The organism is Neorhizobium vignae, from assembly GCF_000732195.1.
Classification (GTDB): domain Bacteria; phylum Pseudomonadota; class Alphaproteobacteria; order Rhizobiales; family Rhizobiaceae; genus Neorhizobium; species Neorhizobium vignae.
In genome coordinates, this window is the sequence record NZ_JNNU01000002.1 from 589,935 (window position 1) to 611,782 (window position 21,848).

The window sequence follows — 21,848 nt, forward strand, 5'->3', positions numbered from 1 at the left end:
ACAACCGCCGCCGCACTCGGTGTCACTTTACGATCGGCTTGATCGACAACAGGATGTCGACCAGTTCCTTCTGGTGCTTTTCCTCGTCGCCCTTGGTTCCCCAATAGGTAACCACGAGGCCCTTGGTCGGCGACGTCTGGATCAGTGCAAGCCCGACGCTCACCGGGCCGCTCTCGTCCTTGCCGTCCCAATCCAGCGTGGTCATCTGCATGCCGTTGAACTCCTCGACCGGAGTTTCCTTCAGCGTCTTGGGATCGACGGTGACGCCAACCTCCTTCAGGAAATCGATGGCTTCCGAAACGGTCTTGTCCATCGACTTCAGCTCCGCGACATCGGCGGAAAGATAGACGGCATCGTCACTGGACGTGGCATCGACGCCGGTGTCGGTTTCCTTCGGGTTCCAGCTGTCGGGGATCTTGATGCTGGCGATCGGAGCGTCGCTCGGGAACTTGAGTGTTTTCGCCTCAGCCAGCATGGGAGCGGCCATGACGAGCATGGCAATCAGGAGAGCTTTTTTCATCTGTGAATCCTAAAGAGATGGGGACCGCAGATGCTTCTACCAGCGGCGAAAACCCGTTTAGCACACAGCCCTTTAAGAATGGGTGGAGCAAACACTCAAAAAGCCGGTGAATTCCGCCAAAATTGCCGCTGGGGTTACAGCCGTCCTCGTCGGCCCTGAGGGCTGGCCTAGTTGGCCTCCCGCCCGCCGCCGCGCCGTTCCAGCAACTCGATCTGGATCTGCTGCATTTCCGCCAGCCGCTCCCATTGATGCGCCATCTGGTGGTCGATCTTCTCGTGCAGCTGGCGGATTTCCAGTTCGGCGCGCAGGTTGATCATGTAGTCGTTCTCGGAGCGCATCCGGTCCTTTTCCTCCTGCCGCCGTTGGCTCATCATGATGACCGGCGCCTGCAGCGCCGCCAGGCACGAGAGCACCAGGTTGAGCAGGATGAACGGATAGGGGTCGAAAGGCTGGGCGAACAGGCCGACGACGTTCACCGCCATCCACACGACCAGCACGCTGAGAAAGCTCAGGATGAAGGTCCAGGAGCCGCCGAAGGAGGCGACCTTGTCGGCCACCCGCTCGCCGAAGGTGGGGTTGCGCTCGAGCAGGCCGGCGGCGCTCTTCTGCACCGTCGAGGCACCCTTTTCGAAACTGTCGAGCACGCGCCTGTCGAGATCGGAAAGCTCGCCGCGCTCCTCGTCGAGAAGCTTTTCCACGTAGCGGCGGCGGAAACGGGCGAGGTCCTCGTCGCAGATCAGGCTGTTCTCATTGCAGTCCTTCACCTCCTCGACGATCATCTCGGCAAGATGCGGCCGCAGATATCCGGTCCTGTGCATTTTCGAGAGTGGAAAGGTGCGGCTGCAGACGATGCATTGTCCGGTCTTGGCGGACGTCATGTGCCTGCCCATGTCAGGCCTCTTCCTTCGTCTTCTTCGCATGCGCGTGAAGCGGCGACAGGTGGAAGAGCCGCGGCGAGAATTTCGCCCGGAACTCTTCCGAACGGCCGATATAGATGAGCGTCACGCCGTCGAGACGACCGAGCACGTTCAGCAGCCGTTCCTGGGTTTCCGGCTCCAGGCCTTCCAATACGTCGTCCATGATCAGCCAGGCCGGCTTGCGCAGCACCGCGTTGGCGATCGCCAGCGATGCCTCCTCGTCCTTGTCGAGCAGCCGGTCCCAGCGCTCCACATCGTCCAGCCTGCCCACGAGACGGCCGAGCCCGACCTTTTCGAGCGCTTGCGTCAGCGCCACGTCATCGGCGCCGGTCAGCCCGGCGGGAGAGATCATCACCTCGCGCAGCGTCGCCGTCGGCAGGTATCCGTCCTGCGGCATCATGATCATGCTGTCCACCGGCGGCAGGCCGATCTCGCCGCGCCCCCAGGGCCAGATGCCGGCCAGCGCCTGGAAGAACAGATGCCGGTCGGCGCCCGGATCGCCGTTGACCATCACCCGTTCGCCCGGATTGATGGCGCAATCGCCTTCCACCACGCGCACCCCGTGCCCCGCCTCGGCCAGCTCGGGCTCGCCATAGACCGTCACCCCGCAAAGGCTGATGCCCTCGCCTTGCTCCGCCTCGCGATAGGTAATCACCCCGCCCTTCTTGGTCGGCGTATCCATGAGCAGCAGCGCGTTGCGGAAAGAGGAGACGCGGTTGAGCGTCGCGCGCCAGTCGGCGATGACGCTGAAATTGACGACATACCAGCGCAGCGCCTGGTTGACCTGGTTGAAGGCGCCGACCGCCATCATCAGCCCGCCGAAGGAAAGCTCGCCCGAAAAATACATCGGCGAGGCGATGATGATCGGCGCCACCAGCGCCAGCCAGCCGAACCCGGCCGACACCCAGGTGAGATTGGCGAGCGCCCAGGCAAGCTTGCGCAGCATGCCCAGCACTCCGTCGATCGCGAAATGCACGCGGGTGAGCTCGTTCGCCTCGCCGCGCGCCAGCGCGATCGGTTTCAGGTTCTCGTTGGCACGCACCAGGGCCGAGCGCAGGTCCGCTTCGCGCGCATAACGCTCCGCGTTCAGCCGCGGCAGCAGGTTGCCGACCACGTTGCTGAGCACCGAGCCCAGCAGAGCATAGAGGATCGTCGTCCAAACCATGTAGCCGGGGATCGAAATGGCACGGCCGCCGAAATGGAAGACGAAATCCGACGAGATCGCCCAGAGCACGCCGATGAAGCTCGCGAGCAGTATGGTGGAGTTGACGAGCCCGATCGCCAGCGCCGTGGTGTTTTCCGCCAGGATGCGCGTGTCCTCATGCAGCCGCTGGTCGGGATTGCTGGCGATCGTGCCGGCCCCGGCGAGCTTAAGCGCCCGGCCGGGCTTCAGCCAGACGTCGGCGAGATCGCGCGCCAATCCCTCGCGCATCCGCATGGCGGTGATCTGGTTGAGCCATTGCTGGACGACGTTGAGCAGGGTCAGCGAAAAGGCGATGACGCCGAAGACGACGAGCTGATTGAGAAATTCCGGCATGTCGCGCCGTTCCAGCGCATCGTAGAACGGCCCGTTCCACTCGTTCAATCGGTATGTCGCATAGGTGGTGGCGAAGATGACCAGGAGCAGCGCCACCGTCAGCACGAGGACGCGATTGCGCACCGGCGCATTCCAGAATGCTCTGCCCATCATGCGGAGCTGACCACCCAGGGAAAGTTCGAAGGCCGGCACTACACCTTCGGAATTCTGCGACATCTACTGCGACTCCTGCAAACACCCTCGTCACCCTCAACTTAGCATGCGTTTGCGGCTTGCGCAGCTTCAAGGGGATCGGCTCCCCCTATATGATGACGCAATCGCAATTCCTCACCCTGCCCCACCAAAATTGAGCAACTCGTCTCCGCGGAGTCCGCAGCAGGGATGATCCTGGGAGTGCGCGGCATTCCCTATCCCGTTGATACGGCAGGACAATCGCATCCGGAATGTAAAGTGGCGGTGGCGTCCCCAACCCTCCCCCACAAGAGGGAGGGACTCTACGGACTGCCCCCCGCCAGCCTCCACGCATCCCAAAATCCCTTGCAATTTTTGCAACAGAATGTTAATGACCGACCAGTCAGTCATAATCGAGAACACCCGATGGCCGAGAGGAAGAGAAAGAAACGCGATCCGCAGCAGCGTCGGGCCGAAATCCTGGCCGCCGCCTTTGCCTGTTTCTCGGAGCGCGGTTTTGCCGCAACCCGCATGGAGGATGTTGCGGCCCGTGCCGGCATCGCCAAGGGCACCGTCTACCTGCATTTCCCGGACAAGGAGGCGCTGTTCACCGAGCTCGTCTCCGGCACCGTCTCTCCCATTCTCGGCCAGATCGACGGGCTGGCGGCCAACGAGGCGATCCGGCCGCGTTTCGCCGTCTCGATGTTCTACACGCTCTTCAAGCGCGAGGTGCTGGAGACCGATCGCCGCCACCTGCTGCGCCTCATTCTCGCCGAAGGCCCGATGTTCCCGGCTGTCACCGAATTCTACCACCGCGAGATCATTTCGAAGGGCCTCGGCGTCCTGCGCATCCTCCTCAAGCGGGCGGCCGAGCGCGGCGAGCTGCGCAACCCGGCGCTCGCAGAAATGCCGCAGATCATCATGTCGCCCGCGCTGCTGTCGATCATCTGGGCGACGCTTTTCGAGCGTTACGAACACCTCAACACGCAAAAGCTCTTCGACACCTTCCTCGATACCCTGTTCGTGCCGGAGGCAAGCGCGCCATGAGACGCATCCTCGTCATCGTTGTCCTCGCTGGCGCCACCCTCGCCGCCCTGCCCTTTCTCCTCGCAGACCGGGCTCTGCGCCCCTATCAGGGCTGGATCGAGGCCGACACGCTGTTCATCGGCACTGAGACCACCGGCCGCCTGACGAAACTCGACGTCGCCGAAGGCCAGGCCACCGAAGCCGGTACGCGGCTCTTCAAACTCGACTCCCTGAGCGAAGAGGCCGCCGTCGCAGCAGCCAGTGCAACGCTTGCCCAGTCGCAGGCAGCACTCGATCTTGCGCAGGCCGCCCAGAAGCGTCCGGAGGAGATCGACGTGCTGCGCGCCTCCGAACGGGAGGCTTCCGCCCGGCTGGAGCTTGCCGAACAGGATCTCGACCGCACCCGCGTGCTGGTCGAGCGCGGCACCTCCACCCGCGCCAATCTCGACACCGCGACCGCCACCGAAGCCGCCAACCGCGCCGCCCTCGACAACGTCCGCAGCCAGATCATCCTCGCCGCCCTCCCCGCCCGCGACGAAACGCTGCGCCAGACGCGCGAAGCCGTCGCCACCGCCCAGGCCGAGCTCGCGTCGGCGCAGGCAGCCCTTGCCCGCCGCTCGGTTTCGGCACCGGCCACCGGCAGCATCGAGACGCTCTATTACCGCGCCGGCGAGGTCGTCCCGGCGGGCCGGCCGATCGTGGCGCTTCTGCCGCCCGAAAACCTCCGCATCCGTTTCTTCGTACCCGAAACCGAAATTGCCCGGTTCTCACTCGGCCAGCCGATCCGCGTCACCTGCGACGCCTGCCGGCCGACCGAGGCAAAGGTCAGCTTCATCGCCAAAACCGCCGAATACACCCCGCCGGAAATCTACAGCCTCGAGGAACGAGCCAAACTCGTCTACCGCGTGGAGGCGATCCCGGCCGATCCGAAGGCGCTGCGCCCCGGCCAGCCGGTCGACGTCCTGCCCGGACCACGCCCATGACCGACGCCACCATGACGGTCGACGCCCCCGAAACGGTCATCGACGTCCACCACCTCACCAAGAGCTTTGGCGGCCGAAAGGTGGTCGACGACGTTTCCATGTCGGTGAAGAAGGGCCGCATCCACGGCTTTCTCGGCCCCAACGGCTCCGGCAAGACGACCACCATCCGCATGCTCTGCGGCCTGCTGACGCCCGACAGCGGCGACGGCACCTGCCTCGGGTTCGACATCCTCACGCAAAGCGACCGCATCCGCCGCCGGGTCGGTTACATGACCCAGAAATTCTCGCTCTACCAAGACCTGTCGATCCGCGAGAACCTCGAATTCGTCGCCCGCGTCTACGGCCTGCCCGATCCGCGCGGCAAGGCGGGTGCGGCCATCGAACGCCTCGGCCTCAAGGGTCGCGAGAAACAATTGGCCGGCGAGCTGTCCGGCGGCTGGAAACAGCGCCTCGCCCTCGGCGCCTGCATCCTGCCCGAACCCGCGCTCCTCCTCCTCGACGAACCGACCGCCGGCGTCGATCCGAAGGCCCGCCGCGATTTCTGGAACGAGATCCACGCGCTTGCCGCCGATGGCCTCTCCGTGCTCGTCTCCACCCACTACATGGACGAGGCCGAGCGCTGCCACGAGATCGCCTATATCGCCTACGGAAAGCTGCTGGCCGAAGGCACTGTGGACGAGGTGATCGCAGGCACCGGCCTCGTCACGTTCACGGTCTCCGGCCCGGACGTCCACCATCTGCAATCCGAACTCGAAGACCGGCCCGGCATCGAGATGATCGCCCCGTTCGGCACCAGCCTGCATGTCGCCGGCCGCGACGCGACGGCGCTGGAAGAGGCGATCGCCCCCTATCGCGATCGGCCGGGCCTCACATGGGAAAAGGGCGAACCGACGCTCGAAGACGCCTTTATCGACCTGATGCGCCGCTCGGAGGACAATTTCAAATGACCCCGGCGCCAGACAGCATGAACGGCAACGGAAATGGCGGCTCCTTCGGCCGCTTCTGGGCGATGACCGTCAAGGAATTCATCCAGATGACCCGTGACCGCATCACGCTCGCCACCATGGTCATGCTGCCGATCATGCAGCTTTTCCTGTTCGGCTTTGCGATCAACACCACGCCGCACAACCTGCCGACCGCCGTGCTGATGCGCGAAGACAGCGATGTCGGCCGCTCCATCCTCGCCGCCCTGAAGAACACCGATTTCTTCGAGATCAGGTCGGTCGTTTTCCGCGCCGAGGACATGGACGCGCTGCTGCAATCGGGAAAGGTGCTGTTCGTCGTCGAGATCCCCGAAGGTTTCGAGCGGTCGCTGCGCCGCGGCGATTCGCCCTCGCTGCTGGTCGCGGCCGACGCCACCGACCCGGTCGCCGCAAGCTCCGCGCTCGGCGCGCTCTCCGGCATCATCTCGACGGCGCTTGAAAACGACCGCCAGGTCACCTTCGCCGAGCCCGTGAAGCCCGCGTTCCAGATCGTCCAGCACCGCCGCTACAATCCGGCCGGCTCCTCGACGCTCAACATCGTCCCCGGCCTGCTCGGCACGATCCTGACGATGACGCTGCTGATCTTCACCGCCCTCTCCGTTACCCGCGAGGTGGAACGCGGCACGATGGAGAACCTGCTGTCCATGCCGATCAAGCCGCTGGAGATCATGCTCGGCAAGATCGCGCCCTATGTGCTGATCGGCCTCGTCCAGGCGCTGGTCATCATCGGCGTCGGCATTCTGGTCTTCCGTGTGCCGATCCTCGGCGATCCGCTGTCGCTGGCCGCCGCGACCGCCCTCTTCGTCCTCACCAACCTGTCGATCGGCTACACGTTCTCGACGATTGCCGCCAACCAGCTGCAGGCCATGCAGATGGCGATGATGTTCTTCCTGCCGAACATCCTCCTCTCCGGCTTCATGTTCCCCTTCGCCGGCATGCCCAATTGGGCGCAATGGATCGGCGAGGCGCTGCCGCTCACCCACTATATCCGCATCGTCCGGGCGGTGATGCTGAAGGGCGCCAGTATCGAGACCTTGGCCTATGACACGCTGGCCCTCGCCGGCCTGATGGCCGTCGCCATGCTGATCGCGGTCCGCCGTTTCCGCCGCACGCTGGATTAGTCCGGCTTGCCGGGCGCTAACGGCCCCGCCTTGATCGCGTCGGCGAACTTGCGCATCAGCCGCACGAGGTCGCCGATCTCATCCGGCTCCCAGTCTGCAAAAACGCCGCTGCCGAGCCTCTCGCGGGCCGCATCTATCCTGTCCGTCATCGCCTTGCCCGCTTCGCTGATGACCGCCTCGCGCACGCGCTTGTCGGAAATGTTTCCCTGCCGGTTCACCAGCCCCAAGCTTTCGAGCTTCGCGACCTGGCGACTGACGGTCGTGTAGTCGCGCCCGGCCCGGTCAGCCAGATCCACCACGCCGATCGGTCCGAACCGCTCGATGACGACGAGCAGCGGAAACAGCGCCCGGTCAAGCTTGATTCCCGCCTCGCTGATCAGCACGTCGTCGCGCTGCGGTTGGTTCATCACGCTCAGAATATCGAGCACCGCGCCGTGCAACTCGCGAAGCTGCGCCCCAATATGTGTATTTTGCACATTGTTTGTTGACGGCATCATTGTCTCCTTATATATGTGCATTATACACATAAATTCTGACATCGAAAGGAAAACCGCCATGAAAGCGGCCATCGTACAAGCATCCGGGCAAGCGCCTGTCTATGGAGACTTCGCAGAACCGGTACCGTCATCGGACAGGAAATGCGTGACGGTCACCGCCTCGGCCATCAGCCAGGTCACTCGAAGCCGGGCCTCGGGCAAACATTACAGTTCCTCCGGCCTTTTCCCCTTCATTCCCGGTATCGATGGCGTTGGGCGGCTGGATAGCGGCGAGCGGGTCTATTTCGTCATGCCCTCGGCGCCCTACGGCGGCATGGCTGAAAAGACGCTTGTCCCGCCCGGCCAGTGCCTGGTGCTGCCCGACGATCTCGACGACGTGACGGCGGCGGCCATCGCCAATCCCGGCATGTCGTCCTGGGCCGCCTATAAGGAACGCGCCCGCCTCCAGCCCGGCGAAACCGTGCTGGTCAACGGCGCCACCGGTGCGTCCGGACGTCTTGCCGTGCAGATCGCCAAATATCTGGGCGCAAAGAAGGTCATCGCCACGGGCCGCAATACCGAAGCACTGCGCGAGCTCGCAGATATCGGTGCCGATGTGACGATCCCGCTCGTCGAGGATGACGCGGCCTTGGAGAAGGCCTTCAAGCAGGAATTCGCGCAAGGCGTGGACATCGTCATCGACTATCTCTGGGGCCTCAGTGCGCAAACCCTGCTGACTGCCGCAGCCAAGGCGGGAGCGGAGTCGGTACCGATCCGTTTCGTCCAGGTCGGCTCCGTCAGCGGCTCGGACATCACCCTGCCGAGCGCCGTCCTGCGCTCGTCGGCGATCGAATTGATGGGCAGCGGCATCGGCAGCATTCCGCTCGACCGCCTTTTCGCTTCGATCGACGGGCTGCTCGGCGCCACCCTGACCGGCGGCTTCCGCATCGCAACGAGGACGGCTGCCCTGTCCGACGTCGCGCAGGCCTGGACGTGGAACGACAGCAATGCACGCACCGTGTTGATCGCGGGTGCAGGATAAGCTCCAAATCCGCCTTGCATTATTCTCGTGCAGCGCACAAAATCCGTGCAACGATCATCGATCGGCCAGCGTAAAGGCCGGCAAGGGGCAGCCAAAGGGGCAGTATGTCGATCAAGGCGAGTATCTACCACCTTACCCATTACATGTACGACAAGCCCGTCCGTCTCGGACCGCAGATCATCCGCCTCAAACCGGCCGCCCATTCGCGCACCAAGGTGCTCAGCCATTCGCTGAAGGTGACGCCGTCCAACCACTTCGTGAACCTGCAGCAGGATCCCTACGGCAACTACCTCGCCCGATTCGTCTTTCCGGATCCGGTCACCGAGTTCAAGATCGAGGTCGATCTCGTCGCCGACATGACTGTCTACAATCCCTTCGACTTCTTCGTCGAAGAGGATGCAATGAAATGGCCGTTCAGCTATCCGCCGGAACTGGTCGAGGACCTGTCGATCTACATGGTGCCGGAGCCGCCGGAACCGGCGCTGGTCGATTACCTGAAGACCTTCGACATGTCCCCCGGCCAGCCGACGGTCGATATGGTGGTCGGCATCAACGCCCGCCTGCAGCAGGCGATCGGTTATGTCATCCGCATGGAACCCGGCGTGCAGACGCCGGAACAGACGCTGACCTCGGCACTAGGCTCCTGCCGCGACACCAGCTGGCTGCTGGTGCAGATCCTGCGTCATCTCGGCCTCGCCGCCCGCTTCGTCTCCGGTTACCTCATCCAGCTGACCCCGGACCTCAAGGCGCTCGACGGCCCCTCCGGCACCGAAGTCGATTTCACCGACCTGCACGCCTGGGCGGAAGTCTATCTTCCCGGCGCCGGCTGGGTCGGCCTCGACCCGACCTCCGGGCTTCTGACCGGCGAAAGCCATATCCCGCTGGCAGCCACGCCGCATTTCCGCAACGCGGCGCCGATCTCCGGCGGTTATTTCGGCGAGGCGCAAACCTCCTTCGCCTTCGACATGAAGGTCAACCGGGTCGCCGAACATCCGCGCATCACCAAACCCTTCTCCGACGAGTCCTGGGATGCGCTGAACGACCTCGGCGAACAGGTCGACCGCGTGCTGAAGGCGCAGGACGTGCGCCTGACCATGGGCGGCGAGCCGACCTTCGTGTCGATCGACGATTTCGAATCCGGCGAATGGAACACCGATGCAGTCGGCCCGACCAAGCGCGAAAAGGCCGACATCCTGATTCGCAAGCTGCGCGAGCGTTTCGCGCCGGGCGGCTTCCTGCATTACGGCCAGGGCAAGTGGTATCCGGGCGAAAGCCTGCCGCGCTGGACCTTCTCGCTCTACTGGCGCAAGGACGGCCGGCCGATCTGGAGCAATCCGGACCTCGTCGCCGAGGAAGGCCGCAATTACGGCGTCGGCGAGCAGGATTCGGAAAGGCTGCTCACCGGCATCGCCACCGAACTCGGCATCACCCCCGACATGGTCGTGCCGGCCTATGAGGACCCGGCCGAATGGATCATCAAGGAAGGCTCGCTGCCGGACAATGTCGATCCGTCCAACTCCAAGCTCAAGGACCCGGAAGAGCGCAACCGCATCGCCCGCGTCTTCGAACGCGGCTTGACCAGCCCGAGCGGTTATGTCCTGCCGGTCCAGGCCTGGAACGCGAAGGCGACCGGCAAGCGCTGGATCAGCGAGAAATGGCGCACCCGCCGCGGCCGCATCTTCCTGGTGCCCGGCGACAGCCCGGTCGGTTACCGCCTGCCGCTCGGCACATTGCCTTACGTCCCGCCCTCGCAATTTCCCTATATCCACGAGGCCGACCCCTCCATCCCCCGCCAGCCACTGCCGGACGTGATCGTCCCGGCCGGCCGCGCCATGCCCGAATCCTCCTTCAAGGCGGGTGACGCGGCCAATCCCGGCCGCGTCGAACAAACCCTCGGCGAGATCGGCGGCGCGGTGCGCACCGCAATTTCGGTCGAAGCCCGCGACGGCCGGCTCTGCGTCTTCATGCCGCCGGTGGAAAAGATCGAGGACTATCTCGAACTGATCGCCGCTGCCGAAAACGCCGCGACCGCACTCGGTCTCGCCGTCCATATCGAGGGCTACGCGCCACCCCACGACGAGCGCATCAACGTCATCCGCGTCGCGCCCGATCCGGGCGTCATCGAGGTCAACATCCATCCGGCCGCGAGCTGGAAGGAAACGGTGGCGACCACCACCGCGATCTACGAGGAGGCCCGCCAGAGCCGCCTCGGCGCCGACAAATTCATGATCGACGGCCGCCACACCGGCACCGGCGGCGGCAACCATGTCGTGGTCGGCGGCGCCAATCCCAACGACAGCCCGTTCCTGCGCCGCCCCGACCTGTTGAAGAGCCTGGTGCTCCACTGGCAGCGCCACCCGTCGCTCTCCTACCTGTTCTCCGGCCTGTTCATCGGCCCGACCTCCCAGGCGCCCCGCATCGACGAGGCCCGCCACGATTCGATGTACGAGCTGGAAATCGCGCTCGCCCAGGTGCCGGCCCCCGGCCAGGGCGTGCCACCGCTTCCATGGCTGGTCGATCGGCTCTTCCGTAACCTTCTGACCGATGTCACCGGCAATACCCACCGGTCGGAAATCTGCATCGACAAGCTGTTCTCGCCGGACGGCCCGACCGGCCGCCTCGGCCTCGTCGAGTTCCGCGGCTTCGAGATGCCGCCGAATGCCCGCATGTCGCTTGCCCAGCAATTGCTGGTCCGGGCGCTGATCGCCCGCTTCTGGAAGAACCCGCTGCAGGGCCGGTTCGTGCGCTGGGGCACGGCGCTCGCCGACCGCTTCATGCTGCCGCAATATGTCTGGGCCGACTTCATGGACGTCCTTCAGGACCTGCGCGAAAACGGCTTCGACCTGCGTCCCGAATGGTTCGAGGCACAACTCGAATTCCGCTTCCCCTTCTTCGGCGAGGTCGAATACGAAGGCTCAAAGCTGGAACTTCGCCAGGCTCTCGAGCCCTGGCACGTGATGGGCGAACAGGGTGCGATTGGCGGCACCGTGCGGTATGTCGATTCGTCGGTCGAACGCCTCCAGGTTCGGCTCGAAACCGCCAATCCGTCCCGCTACACCGTCGCCTGCAACGGCCGCGCCGTGCCGCTCAAGAGCACCGGCACGTCCGGCGTTTCGGTTGCCGGCGTCCGCTTCAAGGCCTGGCAGCCGTCGGCCGGCCTGCACCCGGTCCTGCCGGTTAATACGCCGCTGACATTCGACATATATGATACATGGTCCGGCCGTTCGATCGGCGGCTGCATCTATCACGTTGCCCATCCGGGCGGGCGTAGTTATGACACCTTCCCGGTCAACGGCAACGAGGCGGAAGCACGCCGACTCGCCCGGTTTGAACCATGGGGTCATACCGCTGGAAGTTATACGCTTCTGGCCGAAACGCCCTCGCCCGAATTTCCGCTGACGCTCGATCTGCGCCGGCCGCAAGGAGTCTGAAACGCCCGATGTCCAAGGCACCGGCAACCGAACGCAAGGCAAAAGGGGGGATCGCTGGCGATCCCCTTCTCGGTTATGCCGCATTGCCCGGCGTTGCCGACGAGATGCTCGATGCGAACGGCCAGATCCGGCCGGTCTGGCGCAACCTGATCTCCCATCTCGGCCGCATGACCGAGCACGAGCGCCGCGAGCGTTTCGCCCGTGCCGACCGTTACCTGCGCGATGCGGGCGTCTTCTACCGCACGTACGGCGCCCAGGGCAGCGGCGAGCGCAACTGGCCCATCAGCCACGTGCCTGTCCTCATCGACGGCCGAGAATGGGAGACTGTCTGCAAGGGCCTGACCCAGCGCGCCGATCTTCTGGAGGCGCTGATCGCCGATATCTACGGCGACAACAAGCTGGTGCAGGAGGGTTTCCTGCCGCCGGCGCTGATCGCCGGAAACGCCGAATTCCTCCGCCCGCTGGTGGGCGTCAAGCCGGTCGGCGGCCATTACCTGCATTTCTGCTCGTTCGAGATCGGCCGCGGACCGGACGGCAACTGGTGGGTGCTTGCCGACCGCACCCAGGCGCCGTCCGGCGCCGGTTTCGCGCTCGAAAACCGCGTCGCCACCACCCGCGCCTTTTCGGACATCTATGCCGAATCGCATGTCCACCGCCTCGCCTCCTTCTTCGGCGCCTTCCGCGATGCGCTGCAATCCCACAAGCAGAACCCGGAGGACCGCATCGCGGTCCTGTCGCCGGGCCCTGCCAACGAGACCTATTTCGAGCACGCCTATATCGCCCGCTATCTCGGCTTCATGCTGCTCGAAGGCGAAGACCTTACCGTCGTCAACGACCGCGTCATGGTCCGCACCGTGGCCGGCCTCAAGCCCGTGGGCGTACTCTGGCGCCGCCTCGACGCGGCTTACGCCGATCCGCTCGAGCTCAACCAGCACTCCCATATCGGCACCCCCGGCATGGTGCAGGCGCTGCGTGCCGGCGCGCTCACCTTCGTCAACGCGCTCGGCTCCGGCATTCTAGAGACCCGCGCGCTGCTGGCATTCGCGCCGACCGTCTGTCGGCGGCTGATCGGCGAGGACCTGATCATGCCCTCGATCGCCACCTGGTGGTGCGGGCAGAAAAAGGAACGCGAGCACGTCGCCAAGAATATCGAGCGCATGGTCATCGGGCCTGCCTATTCCCGGCTGCCCTTCTTCGACGACAACGGCCAGTCGGTACTCGGCTCGTCGCTGCGCAAGACGGCGAGGGACACGGTCGGCGACTGGCTTGCGACCGAAGGCGCCAAGCTGGTCGGCCAGGAGGTCGTGACGCTTTCGACCACGCCCGCTTACGTCAACGGCAAGCTCACTCCTCGGCCGATGTCGCTGCGGGTGTTTGCCGCCCGCACGGAACACGGCTGGCAGATCATGCCGGGCGGCTTTGCCCGCATCGGCGCCGGCGACGACGTGGCGGCGATCGCCATGCAGTCGGGCGGGGCCGCCGCCGACGTCTGGATCGTCAGCGACAAGCCGGTCGCAAGGGCGACGCTCCTGCCGCCCGAGGAAAGTTTCACCCGCAACATGCCGGGCAGCCTGCCGAGCCGCGCGGCCGACAATCTCTACTGGCTCGGCCGGTATATCGAGCGGGCCGAAGGCGCCCTGCGCATTCTGCGCGCCTGGCACCTGCGGTATGCGGAGTCTGCCGATCCCAACGCACCGCTTCTGGCCGATGTCACCCGCTACCTGAAGGGCATCGATGTCGAGATGACCAAGGCGGTGCCGGCATCGCTTCTGCGCAACATCGACAGCGCCATCTATTCGGCGAGCAACATTCGCGACCGTTTCTCCCCGGACGGCTGGCTGGCGCTGACCGACCTTGCCAAGACCGCCCGCCGCTTCCACGAAATCGTCCATGCGGGCGACGACGCCTCGCATGCGATGACCGTGCTCCTGCGCAAGCTTGCCGGCTTTGCCGGTCTGGTGCATGAAAACATGTACCGTTTCACCGGCTGGCGTTTCCTGTCGATCGGCCGCCACCTGGAGCGCGGCATGCACATGACCCGGCTGCTCGGCCACATGTCAGGCCCCGACGCGCCGGATGGCTCGCTCGACATGCTGCTCGAGATCGGCGACAGCGTCATGACCCACCGACGCCGCTACAACGTCAATACGGCAAGGCTGACGGTCGCCGACCTCCTGGCGCTCGATCCCCTGAACCCGCGCTCGATCCTGTTCCAGCTGAACGAAATCCGCACCGAGGTGGAGCAATTGCCGAACGCCTTCGTCAACGGCCAGATGTCGCCCTTCTACCGCGAGGCGATGCGGCTGCATTCCGGCCTTGCGGTGATGACCCCGGAGGCCATGAACGACGATACCTACCAGAAGATCGAACTGGAAATGGAGAAGCTGTCCGATATCCTCGGCCAGACTTATTTCAGCTGATGCTTTACGATCTCTCCCTTCACATGGGTTATACCTACGACGTGCCGGCCTCGGGCGCCCGCCACGTGATCCGCCTCCTGCCGCTCTCCCTGCCCGACCGGCAGCGGTTGATCGCCGGCTCGATCACCGTCGGCCCGCAGGCCGACGAGCGGACCACATTCATCGATTTTTTCGGCCAGCAGGCAACGTCCGTGCTGCTGCGTGCGCCGCACGAAACGCTCGACATCCGCATGCAGGCGCGCGTCATGGTGGAAACCACCTCGATGACAGCGGACCTGTCGCCGGAACTGGCGACGCTGGGCGACGAACTGGCGGATTTCTGGTCGGTCGATGCCGCCTCCCCGCATCACCTGACGGGCGCAAGCCCGCGCCTTGCCGAGGAACCACTGATCGCCGCCTATGCCCGCGAGATCATCAAGCCCGGCCAGACCGTGCTGGAGATCGCGCTTGGCATCTGCGCCCGCATCCACAAGGACTTTACCTACGACGCCAAGGCGACCGAGGTCGATACGACGCCGAAGGAGGCCTTTAGGCTGAAGCGCGGCGTCTGCCAGGATTTCACCCATATCATGATCGTGGCGCTCCGCAGCCTCGGCATTCCGGCCGGTTATGTCAGCGGCTTTCTGCGCACCATTCCGCCGCCGGGCAAGGAACGCCTCGAAGGCGCCGACGCCATGCATGCCTGGGTACGGGTGTGGTGCGGCGAGACCATGGGTTACGTCGAACTCGATCCGACCAACAACATTCCGGCCGGCAGCGACCATATCGTTGTCGGTTACGGCCGCGACTATTCCGACGTCGCCCCGGTCATCGGCATGCTCAAGGGTTACGGAAATCAGAACGCCGTGCAGGCAGTGGACGTCATTCCGCTGAAATCCTGAAATCCCGCTCCGTTTTGGCGCTGATTCTTATCATTTCGTAAAATTGCAGCGAATGATTTAGGCCTTCCTACACCCGCCAGGAATACACCGGGGATGTTCAAATGAATTGAACCCTGGGGGCTAATGATGAAGCACACACTTTTTGCGCGGCTGGCAAAGGACCGCGCCGGTAATTTCGGTATCATGACAGCTGCAATGCTTCCCGTCCTGTTGGCGGTCGGCGGCGTCGCGGTCGATCTGACGCAGGCGATGGATCAAAAGAACCAGCTCCAGGCTCTGGCCGACGGCGCCACTCTCGCTGCGGCGTCCGCCATGGCCGCCAAGGGCACCATGACGACGGCGGAAGCCCAGAAGCTCGGCACCGACATGTATATCGCCCAGAAGATAGAGGCGCTCAAGAATTCCGGTCTTTCCGCTGAGGCGCTGGCTGCGGAAGAGGCCAAGCTCAGAGCGAACACCCAGACATTGGTAACCTCCTCGGGCAATTCCACGACGGCTGCCAGCTACGAGGTCCGCATGAAGTCGAGCTATGATGTGCCGCTCAGCGGCCTGACCTCGCTCCTCGGCTTCCAGACCGCACGCGTCAGCGTCGAAAGCGTCGCCGCAAGCGGCCGCGAAGGCAACGCCCTCTCCATGTACCTGGCGCTCGATGAATCCGGCTCGATGGCAGATGACACGAACACCGTAAACGCAACCGCCCCGACGAAGCCCGGCTGGGTTTACGGACCATACCAATGCGGCAACAAGAATTCCAAGACCTGCGAGGGCTGGCATACGGGAGAAGTGCCGAACTACATGACGAAGATGGCGTCGCTTAAGGCCGCCGCTGGCGTCATGTTCGCCGAACTCGAAAAAGCCGATTCGAACCATGTACTGATCCGTGTCGGCGCCGATTCCTACGACGACCAGACGAAGGCCCAGCAGAGCATCCAGTGGGGCACTTCCCTGGTGGACAGCTATGTCAAGAAGCTGCCGGAACCACCGTCTGGCGGCACCGACGCCAGCGGCGCGCTGACCAATGCGCTGAACGCTCTGAAGAATGCCAACGCCACCGAAAAGACCGCCCATGACGGCAAGGGCAACACCAATTTCGACCGCTACATCGTCTTCATGACCGACGGCGAGATGACCGGCAACAGCGGGACCTGGAACTCGACGATCGACGCCAAAGTTCGCGACATCTGCCTGAACGCGAAAAGCGACGGCCTGACGGAGGCCGCAAAGCTGAAGCTGAAGAACGGGCAGCAGCTCACGGAAGAGGAAATGGCAAAGGGCATCAAGATCTACACGATCGCCTTCATGGCGCCGGACAGGGGCAAGAAGCTGCTCAACTACTGCTCCAGCGGCCCCGAATATTATTACGAGCCGACCAACATGACGACGCTGGTGGAAAGCTTCGGCGAGATCGCCCGCAAAGCTGCCCAGACCGGCACCCGCCTGACCAACTGAACCGGCCTTCCGGAAAGGCCGCAAGGACGCCCCGCCCTCACCGGCGGGGCGTTTTTCGTTGGTCTTGTCCGAGCGATACACGCAAAGATAAATCGGTCATTGCGCAGTGTCATAACGGTGCATAAACTGTCCTTATACATCTTGCCAGATGGACTGAATCGGACGCCCTTCCTCCCGCTCCCCAGAAAGTTGGCGACATATGAACAACACGTCTTCTCCGGTCGAAATTCCTCAACCGGCCCCCCGCAGCTCCCGTCCCGAGATCATGGCGGAAGAGATCATCGAGCGCCTGACCTACCGTATCGGCAAGGACGCGAAAGTCGCCAAGCCGCACGACTGGCTGACCGCCACCATCCTGGTGGTGCGCGACCGCATCATCGATACCTGGATGGAATCGACCCGCAAGGTCTATCGGACCGGCGGCAAGCGCGTCTATTACCTGTCGCTCGAGTTCCTGATCGGCCGCCTGATGCGCGATGCCGTCAGCAACATGGGCCTGATGCAGGAAATCCGCGACGCGCTGTCGTCGCTCGGCGTCGATATCGACGTGATCGCCGTTCTCGAACCCGACGCCGCGCTCGGCAATGGCGGTCTCGGCCGTCTGGCTGCCTGTTTCATGGAGAGCATGGCGACCGTCGACATCCCGGCCTACGGCTACGGCATCCGCTACGTCCACGGCCTGTTCCGCCAGCAGATGGCCGACGGCTGGCAGGTCGAGCTTCCGGAAAGCTGGCTCGCCCACGGCAACCCCTGGGAATTCGAACGCCGCGAGAGCTCCTACGAGATCGGTTACGGCGGCACGGTCGAAACCGTCGGCGGTTACGACGAGACGCCGCGCTACGTCTGGAAGCCGGCCGAACGCGTCATCGCCATGGCCTATGACACGCCGGCGGTCGGCTGGCGCGGAAAGCGCGTCAACACCCTGCGCCTCTGGTCGGCCCAGCCGATCGACCCGATCCTGCTTGACGCCTTCAACGCCGGCGACCATATCGGCGCGCTGCGCGAAAGCAACAAGGCCGAAAGCCTGACCCGCGTCCTTTATCCGGCCGATGCCAACCCGGCCGGCCAGGAACTGCGCCTGCGCCAGGAGTTCTTCTTCTCGTCGGCCTCGCTTCAGGACATCCTGCGCCGCCACCTGCAGCAATATCCGGACTTCACGAACCTGCACGAAAAGGTCGCGATCCAACTCAACGACACCCACCCGGCCGTGTCGATCGCAGAGCTGATGCGGCTGCTGACCGACATTCACGGCATGGATTTCGAGCAGGCCTGGTCCGTCACCCGCCAGACCTTCTCCTACACCAACCACACGCTGCTGCCGGAAGCGCTGGAAACCTGGCCGGTCCCGCTGTTCGAGCGCCTTCTGCCGCGCCACATGCAGATCGTCTATGCGATCAACGCCCTGATCCTGATCGAGGCGCGCAAGCAGAAGAGCTTCTCCGACACCCAGATTCGCGCGATCTCGCTGATCGACGAAAGCGGCGACCGTCGCGTCCGCATGGGTAACCTTGCCTTTGTCGGCTCCCATTCGGTCAATGGCGTCTCGGCCCTGCATACGGACCTGATGAAGGTCACGGTGTTCTCCGACCTGCACACGATGTATCCGGCCCGCATCAACAACAAGACCAACGGCATCACCCCGCGCCGCTGGCTGATGCAATGCAACCAGGGCCTCACCTCGCTGATCCAGGAAGCGATCGGCGACGAGTTCCTCGACAATACGGATGCGTTGCAGGGGCTCAACGCCCATGCCGACGACAAGGCCTTCCAGGAGAAGTTCGCCGCCGTGAAGCGGGCCAACAAGGTGCAGCTCGCCAACCTCGTCGGCAGCCGCATGGGCATCCGCATCGATCCGTCGGCGATGTTCGACATCCAGATCAAGCGCATCCACGAATACAAGCGCCAGCTGCTCAACATCATCGAAGCCGTCGCCCTCTACGACCAGATCCGCTCGCATCCTGAGATGGACTGGGTGCCGCGCGTAAAACTGTTCGCGGGCAAGGCGGCGCCGAGCTATCACAACGCCAAGCTGATCATCAAGCTGGCCAATGACGTGGCGCGCGTCATCAACAACGACCCTGCCGTCCGCGGCCTGCTCAAGGTCGTCTTCGTGCCGAACTACAACGTCTCGCTCGCCGAAATCATCGTTCCGGCCGCCGATCTTTCCGAGCAGATCTCGACCGCCGGCATGGAAGCATCCGGCACCGGCAACATGAAGTTCGCACTGAACGGCGCGCTGACCATCGGCACGCTCGACGGTGCCAATGTCGAGATGCGCGATCATGTCGGCGAGGAGAATATCGTCATCTTCGGCATGACCGCCGACGAGGTCGCCAAGGTCCGTTCCGACACCTACCAGCCTCGCGCCATCATCGAGAAGTCACGTGAACTCGCCCAGGCGCTCAACGCCATCGCCACGGGCGTTTTCTCGCCGGACGACCGTTCCCGCTTCACGGCCCTCACCGACGGCATCTACAATCACGACTGGTTCATGGTCGCCGCCGATTTCGACGCCTATGCGGACGCCCAGCGCAACGTTGACCAAATCTGGTCCGACCCTAAATCCTGGTATTCTAAGACAATTCGCAATACCGCCCGGATGGGATGGTTCTCCTCCGACAGAACTATTCGTCAGTATGCGTCGGAAATCTGGAGAGCCTGATGAGAAAATCGCCGCGCGTCGATGACGGGAGAGCCCCTGGCGAAATACCGTTATCCGAGATCGAGGCGATTCTGGAAGGCAGGCATACCAATCCCTTCGCCGTCCTCGGGCTTCACAAGCTCGGGGACGGTTTCAGGGTCCGCTGTTTCGTACCGGGAGCGGAAGCGGTCACCGCCCTTTCGCTGAACGGCACCGAACTCGGCGAGCTGACGTGCCGACACGAAGCCGGATATTTCGAAGGCCTCGTCAACGCCACCCACCTGCAGCCCATCCGCTACCGCGCCCGCCGCGGCGATGACGAATGGGCCGTCACCGATCCCTATACGTTCGGCCCCGTGCTCGGCCCGATGGACGACTATTTCGTCCGCGAGGGTTCGCATCTGCGCCTGTTCGACAAGATGGGCGCGCATGCCCTGAAACACGAGGGCGTCGAAGGTTTCCATTTCGCCGTCTGGGCGCCGAACGCCAAGCGCGTTTCCGTCGTCGGCGACTTCAACGGCTGGGACGGCCGGCGGCATGTCATGCGCCTGCGCGTCGATACCGGCATCTGGGAAATCTTCGCCCCCGACATCAGGCCGGGCGCCGCCTACAAGTTCGAAATCGTCGGCAAGAACGGCACCGTCCTGCCGTTGAAAGCCGACCCTTACGCCCGTCGGGCCGAACTGCGCCCCGATACCGCCTCGGTCACCGCGCCGGAACTCTCCCAGAAATGGGACGACGCGGCCCACCGCGAATTCTGGGAAAAGGCCGACCACCGCCGCCAGCCGATCTCGATCTACGAAGTGCATGCCGGCTCCTGGCGCAAAAAGCCGGACGGCTCCTTCCTCTCCTGGGACGAGCTTGCCTCGGAACTGATACCCTATTGCACCGACATGGGCTTCACCCATATCGAATTCCTGCCGATCACCGAACATCCCTTCGATCCGTCCTGGGGCTACCAGACGACCGGGCTTTTCGCCCCGACGGCCCGCTTCGGCGAGCCGGAAGGATTTGCCCGCTTCGTCAACGGCTGCCACAAGGTCGGCATCGGCGTCATTCTCGACTGGGTGCCGGCGCATTTCCCGACCGATGCCCACGGCCTGCGTTTCTTCGACGGTACGGCACTTTACGAACATGCCGATCCGCGCCAGGGTTTCCACCCGGACTGGAACACCGCGATCTACAATTTCGGCCGGCTCGAAGTGCTTTCCTACCTCGTCAACAACGCACTCTACTGGTCGGAGAAGTTCCATCTCGACGGCCTGCGGGTCGATGCAGTCGCCTCCATGCTCTATCTCGACTATTCGCGCAAAGAGGGCGAATGGGTGCCGAACGAATATGGCGGGCGCGAGAACCTCGAAGCGGTGCGATTCCTGCAGAAGATGAACTCGCTTTCCTATAGCGCCCATCCGGGCGTGATGACGATCGCCGAGGAATCGACCTCCTGGCCGAAAGTCTCGCATCCCGTGCACGAGGGGGGCCTCGGCTTCGGCTTCAAGTGGAACATGGGCTGGATGCACGACACGCTGAGCTACCTGCAACGCGAGCCGATCCACCGCAAACATCACCACAACGAACTCACCTTCGGTCTCATCTACGCCTATTCCGAAAACTTCGTCCTGCCGCTGTCCCACGACGAAGTAGTGCATGGCAAAGGCTCGCTGATCGCCAAGATGGCCGGCGACGACTGGCAGAAATTCGCGAATCTGCGGGCCTATTACGGTTTCATGTGGGGTTATCCCGGCAAGAAACTGCTGTTCATGGGCCAGGAGTTCGCCCAGTGGAGCGAATGGAGCGAAGCCCGCTCGCTCGACTGGAACCTGCTCCAGTACCATCCGCACGAGGGCATGCGCCGTTTGGTCCGCGATCTCAATTTCTGTTACCGCTCCAAGCCCGCGCTGCATGCCCGCGACTGCGAGGGCGAAGGTTTCCAGTGGCTGATCGCCGACGACGCGGAAAACTCCGTCTATGCGTGGCTGCGCATGTCGCCGGGAGAAAAGCCGGTGGCGGTGATCAGCAATTTTACGCCCGTCTACCGTGAAAATTTCCGCATCCCCTTGCCAATCGAAGGCAGATGGCGGGAAATCTTGAATACCGACGCCGAGATCTACGGCGGCAGCGGCAAAGGCAATGGCGGTCGCGTTCAGGCTGTGAACGCGGGAGGAACCGTTCAGGCCGAAGTCACGCTGCCGCCGCTGGCGACGATCATGCTCGAACTGGAACAAGCATAAGGGACCTTGGGAGGGAAAC

Annotated in this window: 15 protein-coding genes; 11 read left to right on the forward strand and 4 right to left on the reverse strand. The window is 63.7% G+C overall.

Annotated elements, in window-relative coordinates; all coding sequences use genetic code 11:
- Positions 1 to 22 precede the first annotated feature (22 nt).
- From GQ59_RS03050 to GQ59_RS03060, 3 genes are all read right to left on the reverse strand, one after another.
- The gene (locus GQ59_RS03050) at positions 23 to 520 is read right to left on the reverse strand and encodes a hypothetical protein (protein WP_037077237.1); all 498 of its coding nucleotides are present in this window, start codon (positions 518 to 520) and stop codon (positions 23 to 25) included.
- A 167-nt stretch (positions 521 to 687) separates the two neighbouring features.
- Positions 688 to 1,410 carry a DUF1003 domain-containing protein gene (locus GQ59_RS03055; RefSeq protein ID WP_084682953.1) on the reverse strand — a complete coding sequence of 241 codons (723 nt, stop codon included), beginning with the start codon at positions 1,408 to 1,410 and terminating at the stop codon, positions 688 to 690.
- Between the two features lies 1 nt (position 1,411).
- Entirely contained in the window at positions 1,412 to 3,190 is a 1,779-nt protein-coding gene (locus GQ59_RS03060; RefSeq protein ID WP_037077240.1) for an ABC transporter ATP-binding protein/permease, read from the reverse strand.
- A gap of 381 nt (positions 3,191 to 3,571) precedes the next feature.
- Here GQ59_RS03060 and GQ59_RS03065 point away from each other — a divergent pair, with 381 nt between their 5' ends.
- The 4 genes from GQ59_RS03065 to GQ59_RS03080 are packed head-to-tail and all read left to right on the forward strand — an operon-like array spanning position 3,572 to position 7,258.
- The gene (locus GQ59_RS03065; RefSeq protein WP_037077242.1) at positions 3,572 to 4,192 is read left to right on the forward strand and encodes a TetR/AcrR family transcriptional regulator; all 621 of its coding nucleotides are present in this window, start codon (positions 3,572 to 3,574) and stop codon (positions 4,190 to 4,192) included.
- On the forward strand, positions 4,189 to 5,154 hold the full coding sequence (locus GQ59_RS03070) for an HlyD family secretion protein (protein WP_037077245.1): 966 nt from the start codon (positions 4,189 to 4,191) through the stop codon (positions 5,152 to 5,154). The genes GQ59_RS03065 and GQ59_RS03070 overlap by 4 nt, the downstream gene beginning before the upstream one ends.
- Positions 5,151 to 6,101 carry an ABC transporter ATP-binding protein gene (locus GQ59_RS03075; protein ID WP_037077248.1) on the forward strand — a complete coding sequence of 317 codons (951 nt, stop codon included), beginning with the start codon at positions 5,151 to 5,153 and terminating at the stop codon, positions 6,099 to 6,101. Before GQ59_RS03070 ends, GQ59_RS03075 begins: the two co-directional genes overlap by 4 nt.
- Complete coding sequence (locus GQ59_RS03080) at positions 6,098 to 7,258, forward strand: ABC transporter permease (protein WP_051903749.1); 1,161 nt, start codon at positions 6,098 to 6,100, stop codon at positions 7,256 to 7,258. The genes GQ59_RS03075 and GQ59_RS03080 overlap by 4 nt, the downstream gene beginning before the upstream one ends.
- On the opposite strand, the gene GQ59_RS03085 is transcribed toward GQ59_RS03080, so the two are convergent.
- Entirely contained in the window at positions 7,255 to 7,752 is a 498-nt protein-coding gene (locus GQ59_RS03085; RefSeq protein WP_037077251.1) for a MarR family winged helix-turn-helix transcriptional regulator, read from the reverse strand. The two genes, GQ59_RS03080 and GQ59_RS03085, sit on opposite strands and share 4 nt — an antisense overlap.
- A gap of 61 nt (positions 7,753 to 7,813) precedes the next feature.
- Between GQ59_RS03085 and GQ59_RS03090 the strand changes: the two genes are divergently transcribed.
- The 7 genes from GQ59_RS03090 to glgB all read left to right on the forward strand — a co-directional run bounded on the left by GQ59_RS03090 (position 7,814) and on the right by glgB (position 21,829).
- Complete coding sequence (locus GQ59_RS03090; RefSeq protein ID WP_037077253.1) at positions 7,814 to 8,776, forward strand: quinone oxidoreductase family protein; 963 nt, start codon at positions 7,814 to 7,816, stop codon at positions 8,774 to 8,776.
- A 104-nt stretch (positions 8,777 to 8,880) separates the two neighbouring features.
- Complete coding sequence (locus tag GQ59_RS03095; RefSeq protein ID WP_037077254.1) at positions 8,881 to 12,207, forward strand: transglutaminase family protein; 3,327 nt, start codon at positions 8,881 to 8,883, stop codon at positions 12,205 to 12,207.
- 8 nt (positions 12,208 to 12,215) lie between these two features.
- Positions 12,216 to 14,627 (forward strand): circularly permuted type 2 ATP-grasp protein, encoded by a 2,412-nt coding sequence (locus GQ59_RS03100; RefSeq protein WP_037077255.1) that lies wholly within the window; start codon positions 12,216 to 12,218, stop codon positions 14,625 to 14,627.
- Positions 14,627 to 15,508, forward strand: coding sequence for a transglutaminase family protein (locus GQ59_RS03105; RefSeq protein WP_037077257.1), 882 nt, complete (start codon positions 14,627 to 14,629; stop codon positions 15,506 to 15,508). Before GQ59_RS03100 ends, GQ59_RS03105 begins: the two co-directional genes overlap by 1 nt.
- 126 nt (positions 15,509 to 15,634) lie before the next feature.
- A complete protein-coding gene (locus GQ59_RS03110; RefSeq protein ID WP_037078144.1) occupies positions 15,635 to 16,957 on the forward strand; it encodes a TadE/TadG family type IV pilus assembly protein in 1,323 nt (440 codons plus the stop codon).
- A gap of 199 nt (positions 16,958 to 17,156) precedes the next feature.
- On the forward strand, positions 17,157 to 19,619 hold the full coding sequence (locus GQ59_RS03115; RefSeq protein ID WP_037077259.1) for a glycogen/starch/alpha-glucan phosphorylase: 2,463 nt from the start codon (positions 17,157 to 17,159) through the stop codon (positions 19,617 to 19,619).
- Positions 19,619 to 21,829 carry a 1,4-alpha-glucan branching protein GlgB gene (glgB, locus tag GQ59_RS03120; RefSeq protein WP_037077260.1) on the forward strand — a complete coding sequence of 737 codons (2,211 nt, stop codon included), beginning with the start codon at positions 19,619 to 19,621 and terminating at the stop codon, positions 21,827 to 21,829. The genes GQ59_RS03115 and glgB overlap by 1 nt, the downstream gene beginning before the upstream one ends.
- The last annotated feature ends 19 nt before the right edge of the window (positions 21,830 to 21,848 follow it).

What these genes read in the sequence shown, in the direction of transcription:
- GQ59_RS03050 (WP_037077237.1), bottom strand. Translation starts at nt 520, where the DNA reads ATGAAAAAAGCTCTCCTGATTGCCATGCTCGTCATGGCCGCTCCCATG.
- GQ59_RS03055 (WP_084682953.1), bottom strand. Translation starts at nt 1,410, where the DNA reads ATGGGCAGGCACATGACGTCCGCCAAGACCGGACAATGCATCGTCTGC.
- GQ59_RS03060 (WP_037077240.1), bottom strand. Translation starts at nt 3,190, where the DNA reads ATGTCGCAGAATTCCGAAGGTGTAGTGCCGGCCTTCGAACTTTCCCTG.
- GQ59_RS03065 (WP_037077242.1), top strand. Translation starts at nt 3,572, where the DNA reads ATGGCCGAGAGGAAGAGAAAGAAACGCGATCCGCAGCAGCGTCGGGCC.
- GQ59_RS03070 (WP_037077245.1), top strand. Translation starts at nt 4,189, where the DNA reads ATGAGACGCATCCTCGTCATCGTTGTCCTCGCTGGCGCCACCCTCGCC.
- GQ59_RS03075 (WP_037077248.1), top strand. Translation starts at nt 5,151, where the DNA reads ATGACCGACGCCACCATGACGGTCGACGCCCCCGAAACGGTCATCGAC.
- GQ59_RS03080 (WP_051903749.1), top strand. Translation starts at nt 6,098, where the DNA reads ATGACCCCGGCGCCAGACAGCATGAACGGCAACGGAAATGGCGGCTCC.
- GQ59_RS03085 (WP_037077251.1), bottom strand. Translation starts at nt 7,752, where the DNA reads ATGCCGTCAACAAACAATGTGCAAAATACACATATTGGGGCGCAGCTT.
- GQ59_RS03090 (WP_037077253.1), top strand. Translation starts at nt 7,814, where the DNA reads ATGAAAGCGGCCATCGTACAAGCATCCGGGCAAGCGCCTGTCTATGGA.
- GQ59_RS03095 (WP_037077254.1), top strand. Translation starts at nt 8,881, where the DNA reads ATGTCGATCAAGGCGAGTATCTACCACCTTACCCATTACATGTACGAC.
- GQ59_RS03100 (WP_037077255.1), top strand. Translation starts at nt 12,216, where the DNA reads ATGTCCAAGGCACCGGCAACCGAACGCAAGGCAAAAGGGGGGATCGCT.
- GQ59_RS03105 (WP_037077257.1), top strand. Translation starts at nt 14,627, where the DNA reads ATGCTTTACGATCTCTCCCTTCACATGGGTTATACCTACGACGTGCCG.
- GQ59_RS03110 (WP_037078144.1), top strand. Translation starts at nt 15,635, where the DNA reads ATGAAGCACACACTTTTTGCGCGGCTGGCAAAGGACCGCGCCGGTAAT.
- GQ59_RS03115 (WP_037077259.1), top strand. Translation starts at nt 17,157, where the DNA reads ATGAACAACACGTCTTCTCCGGTCGAAATTCCTCAACCGGCCCCCCGC.
- glgB (WP_037077260.1), top strand. Translation starts at nt 19,619, where the DNA reads ATGAGAAAATCGCCGCGCGTCGATGACGGGAGAGCCCCTGGCGAAATA.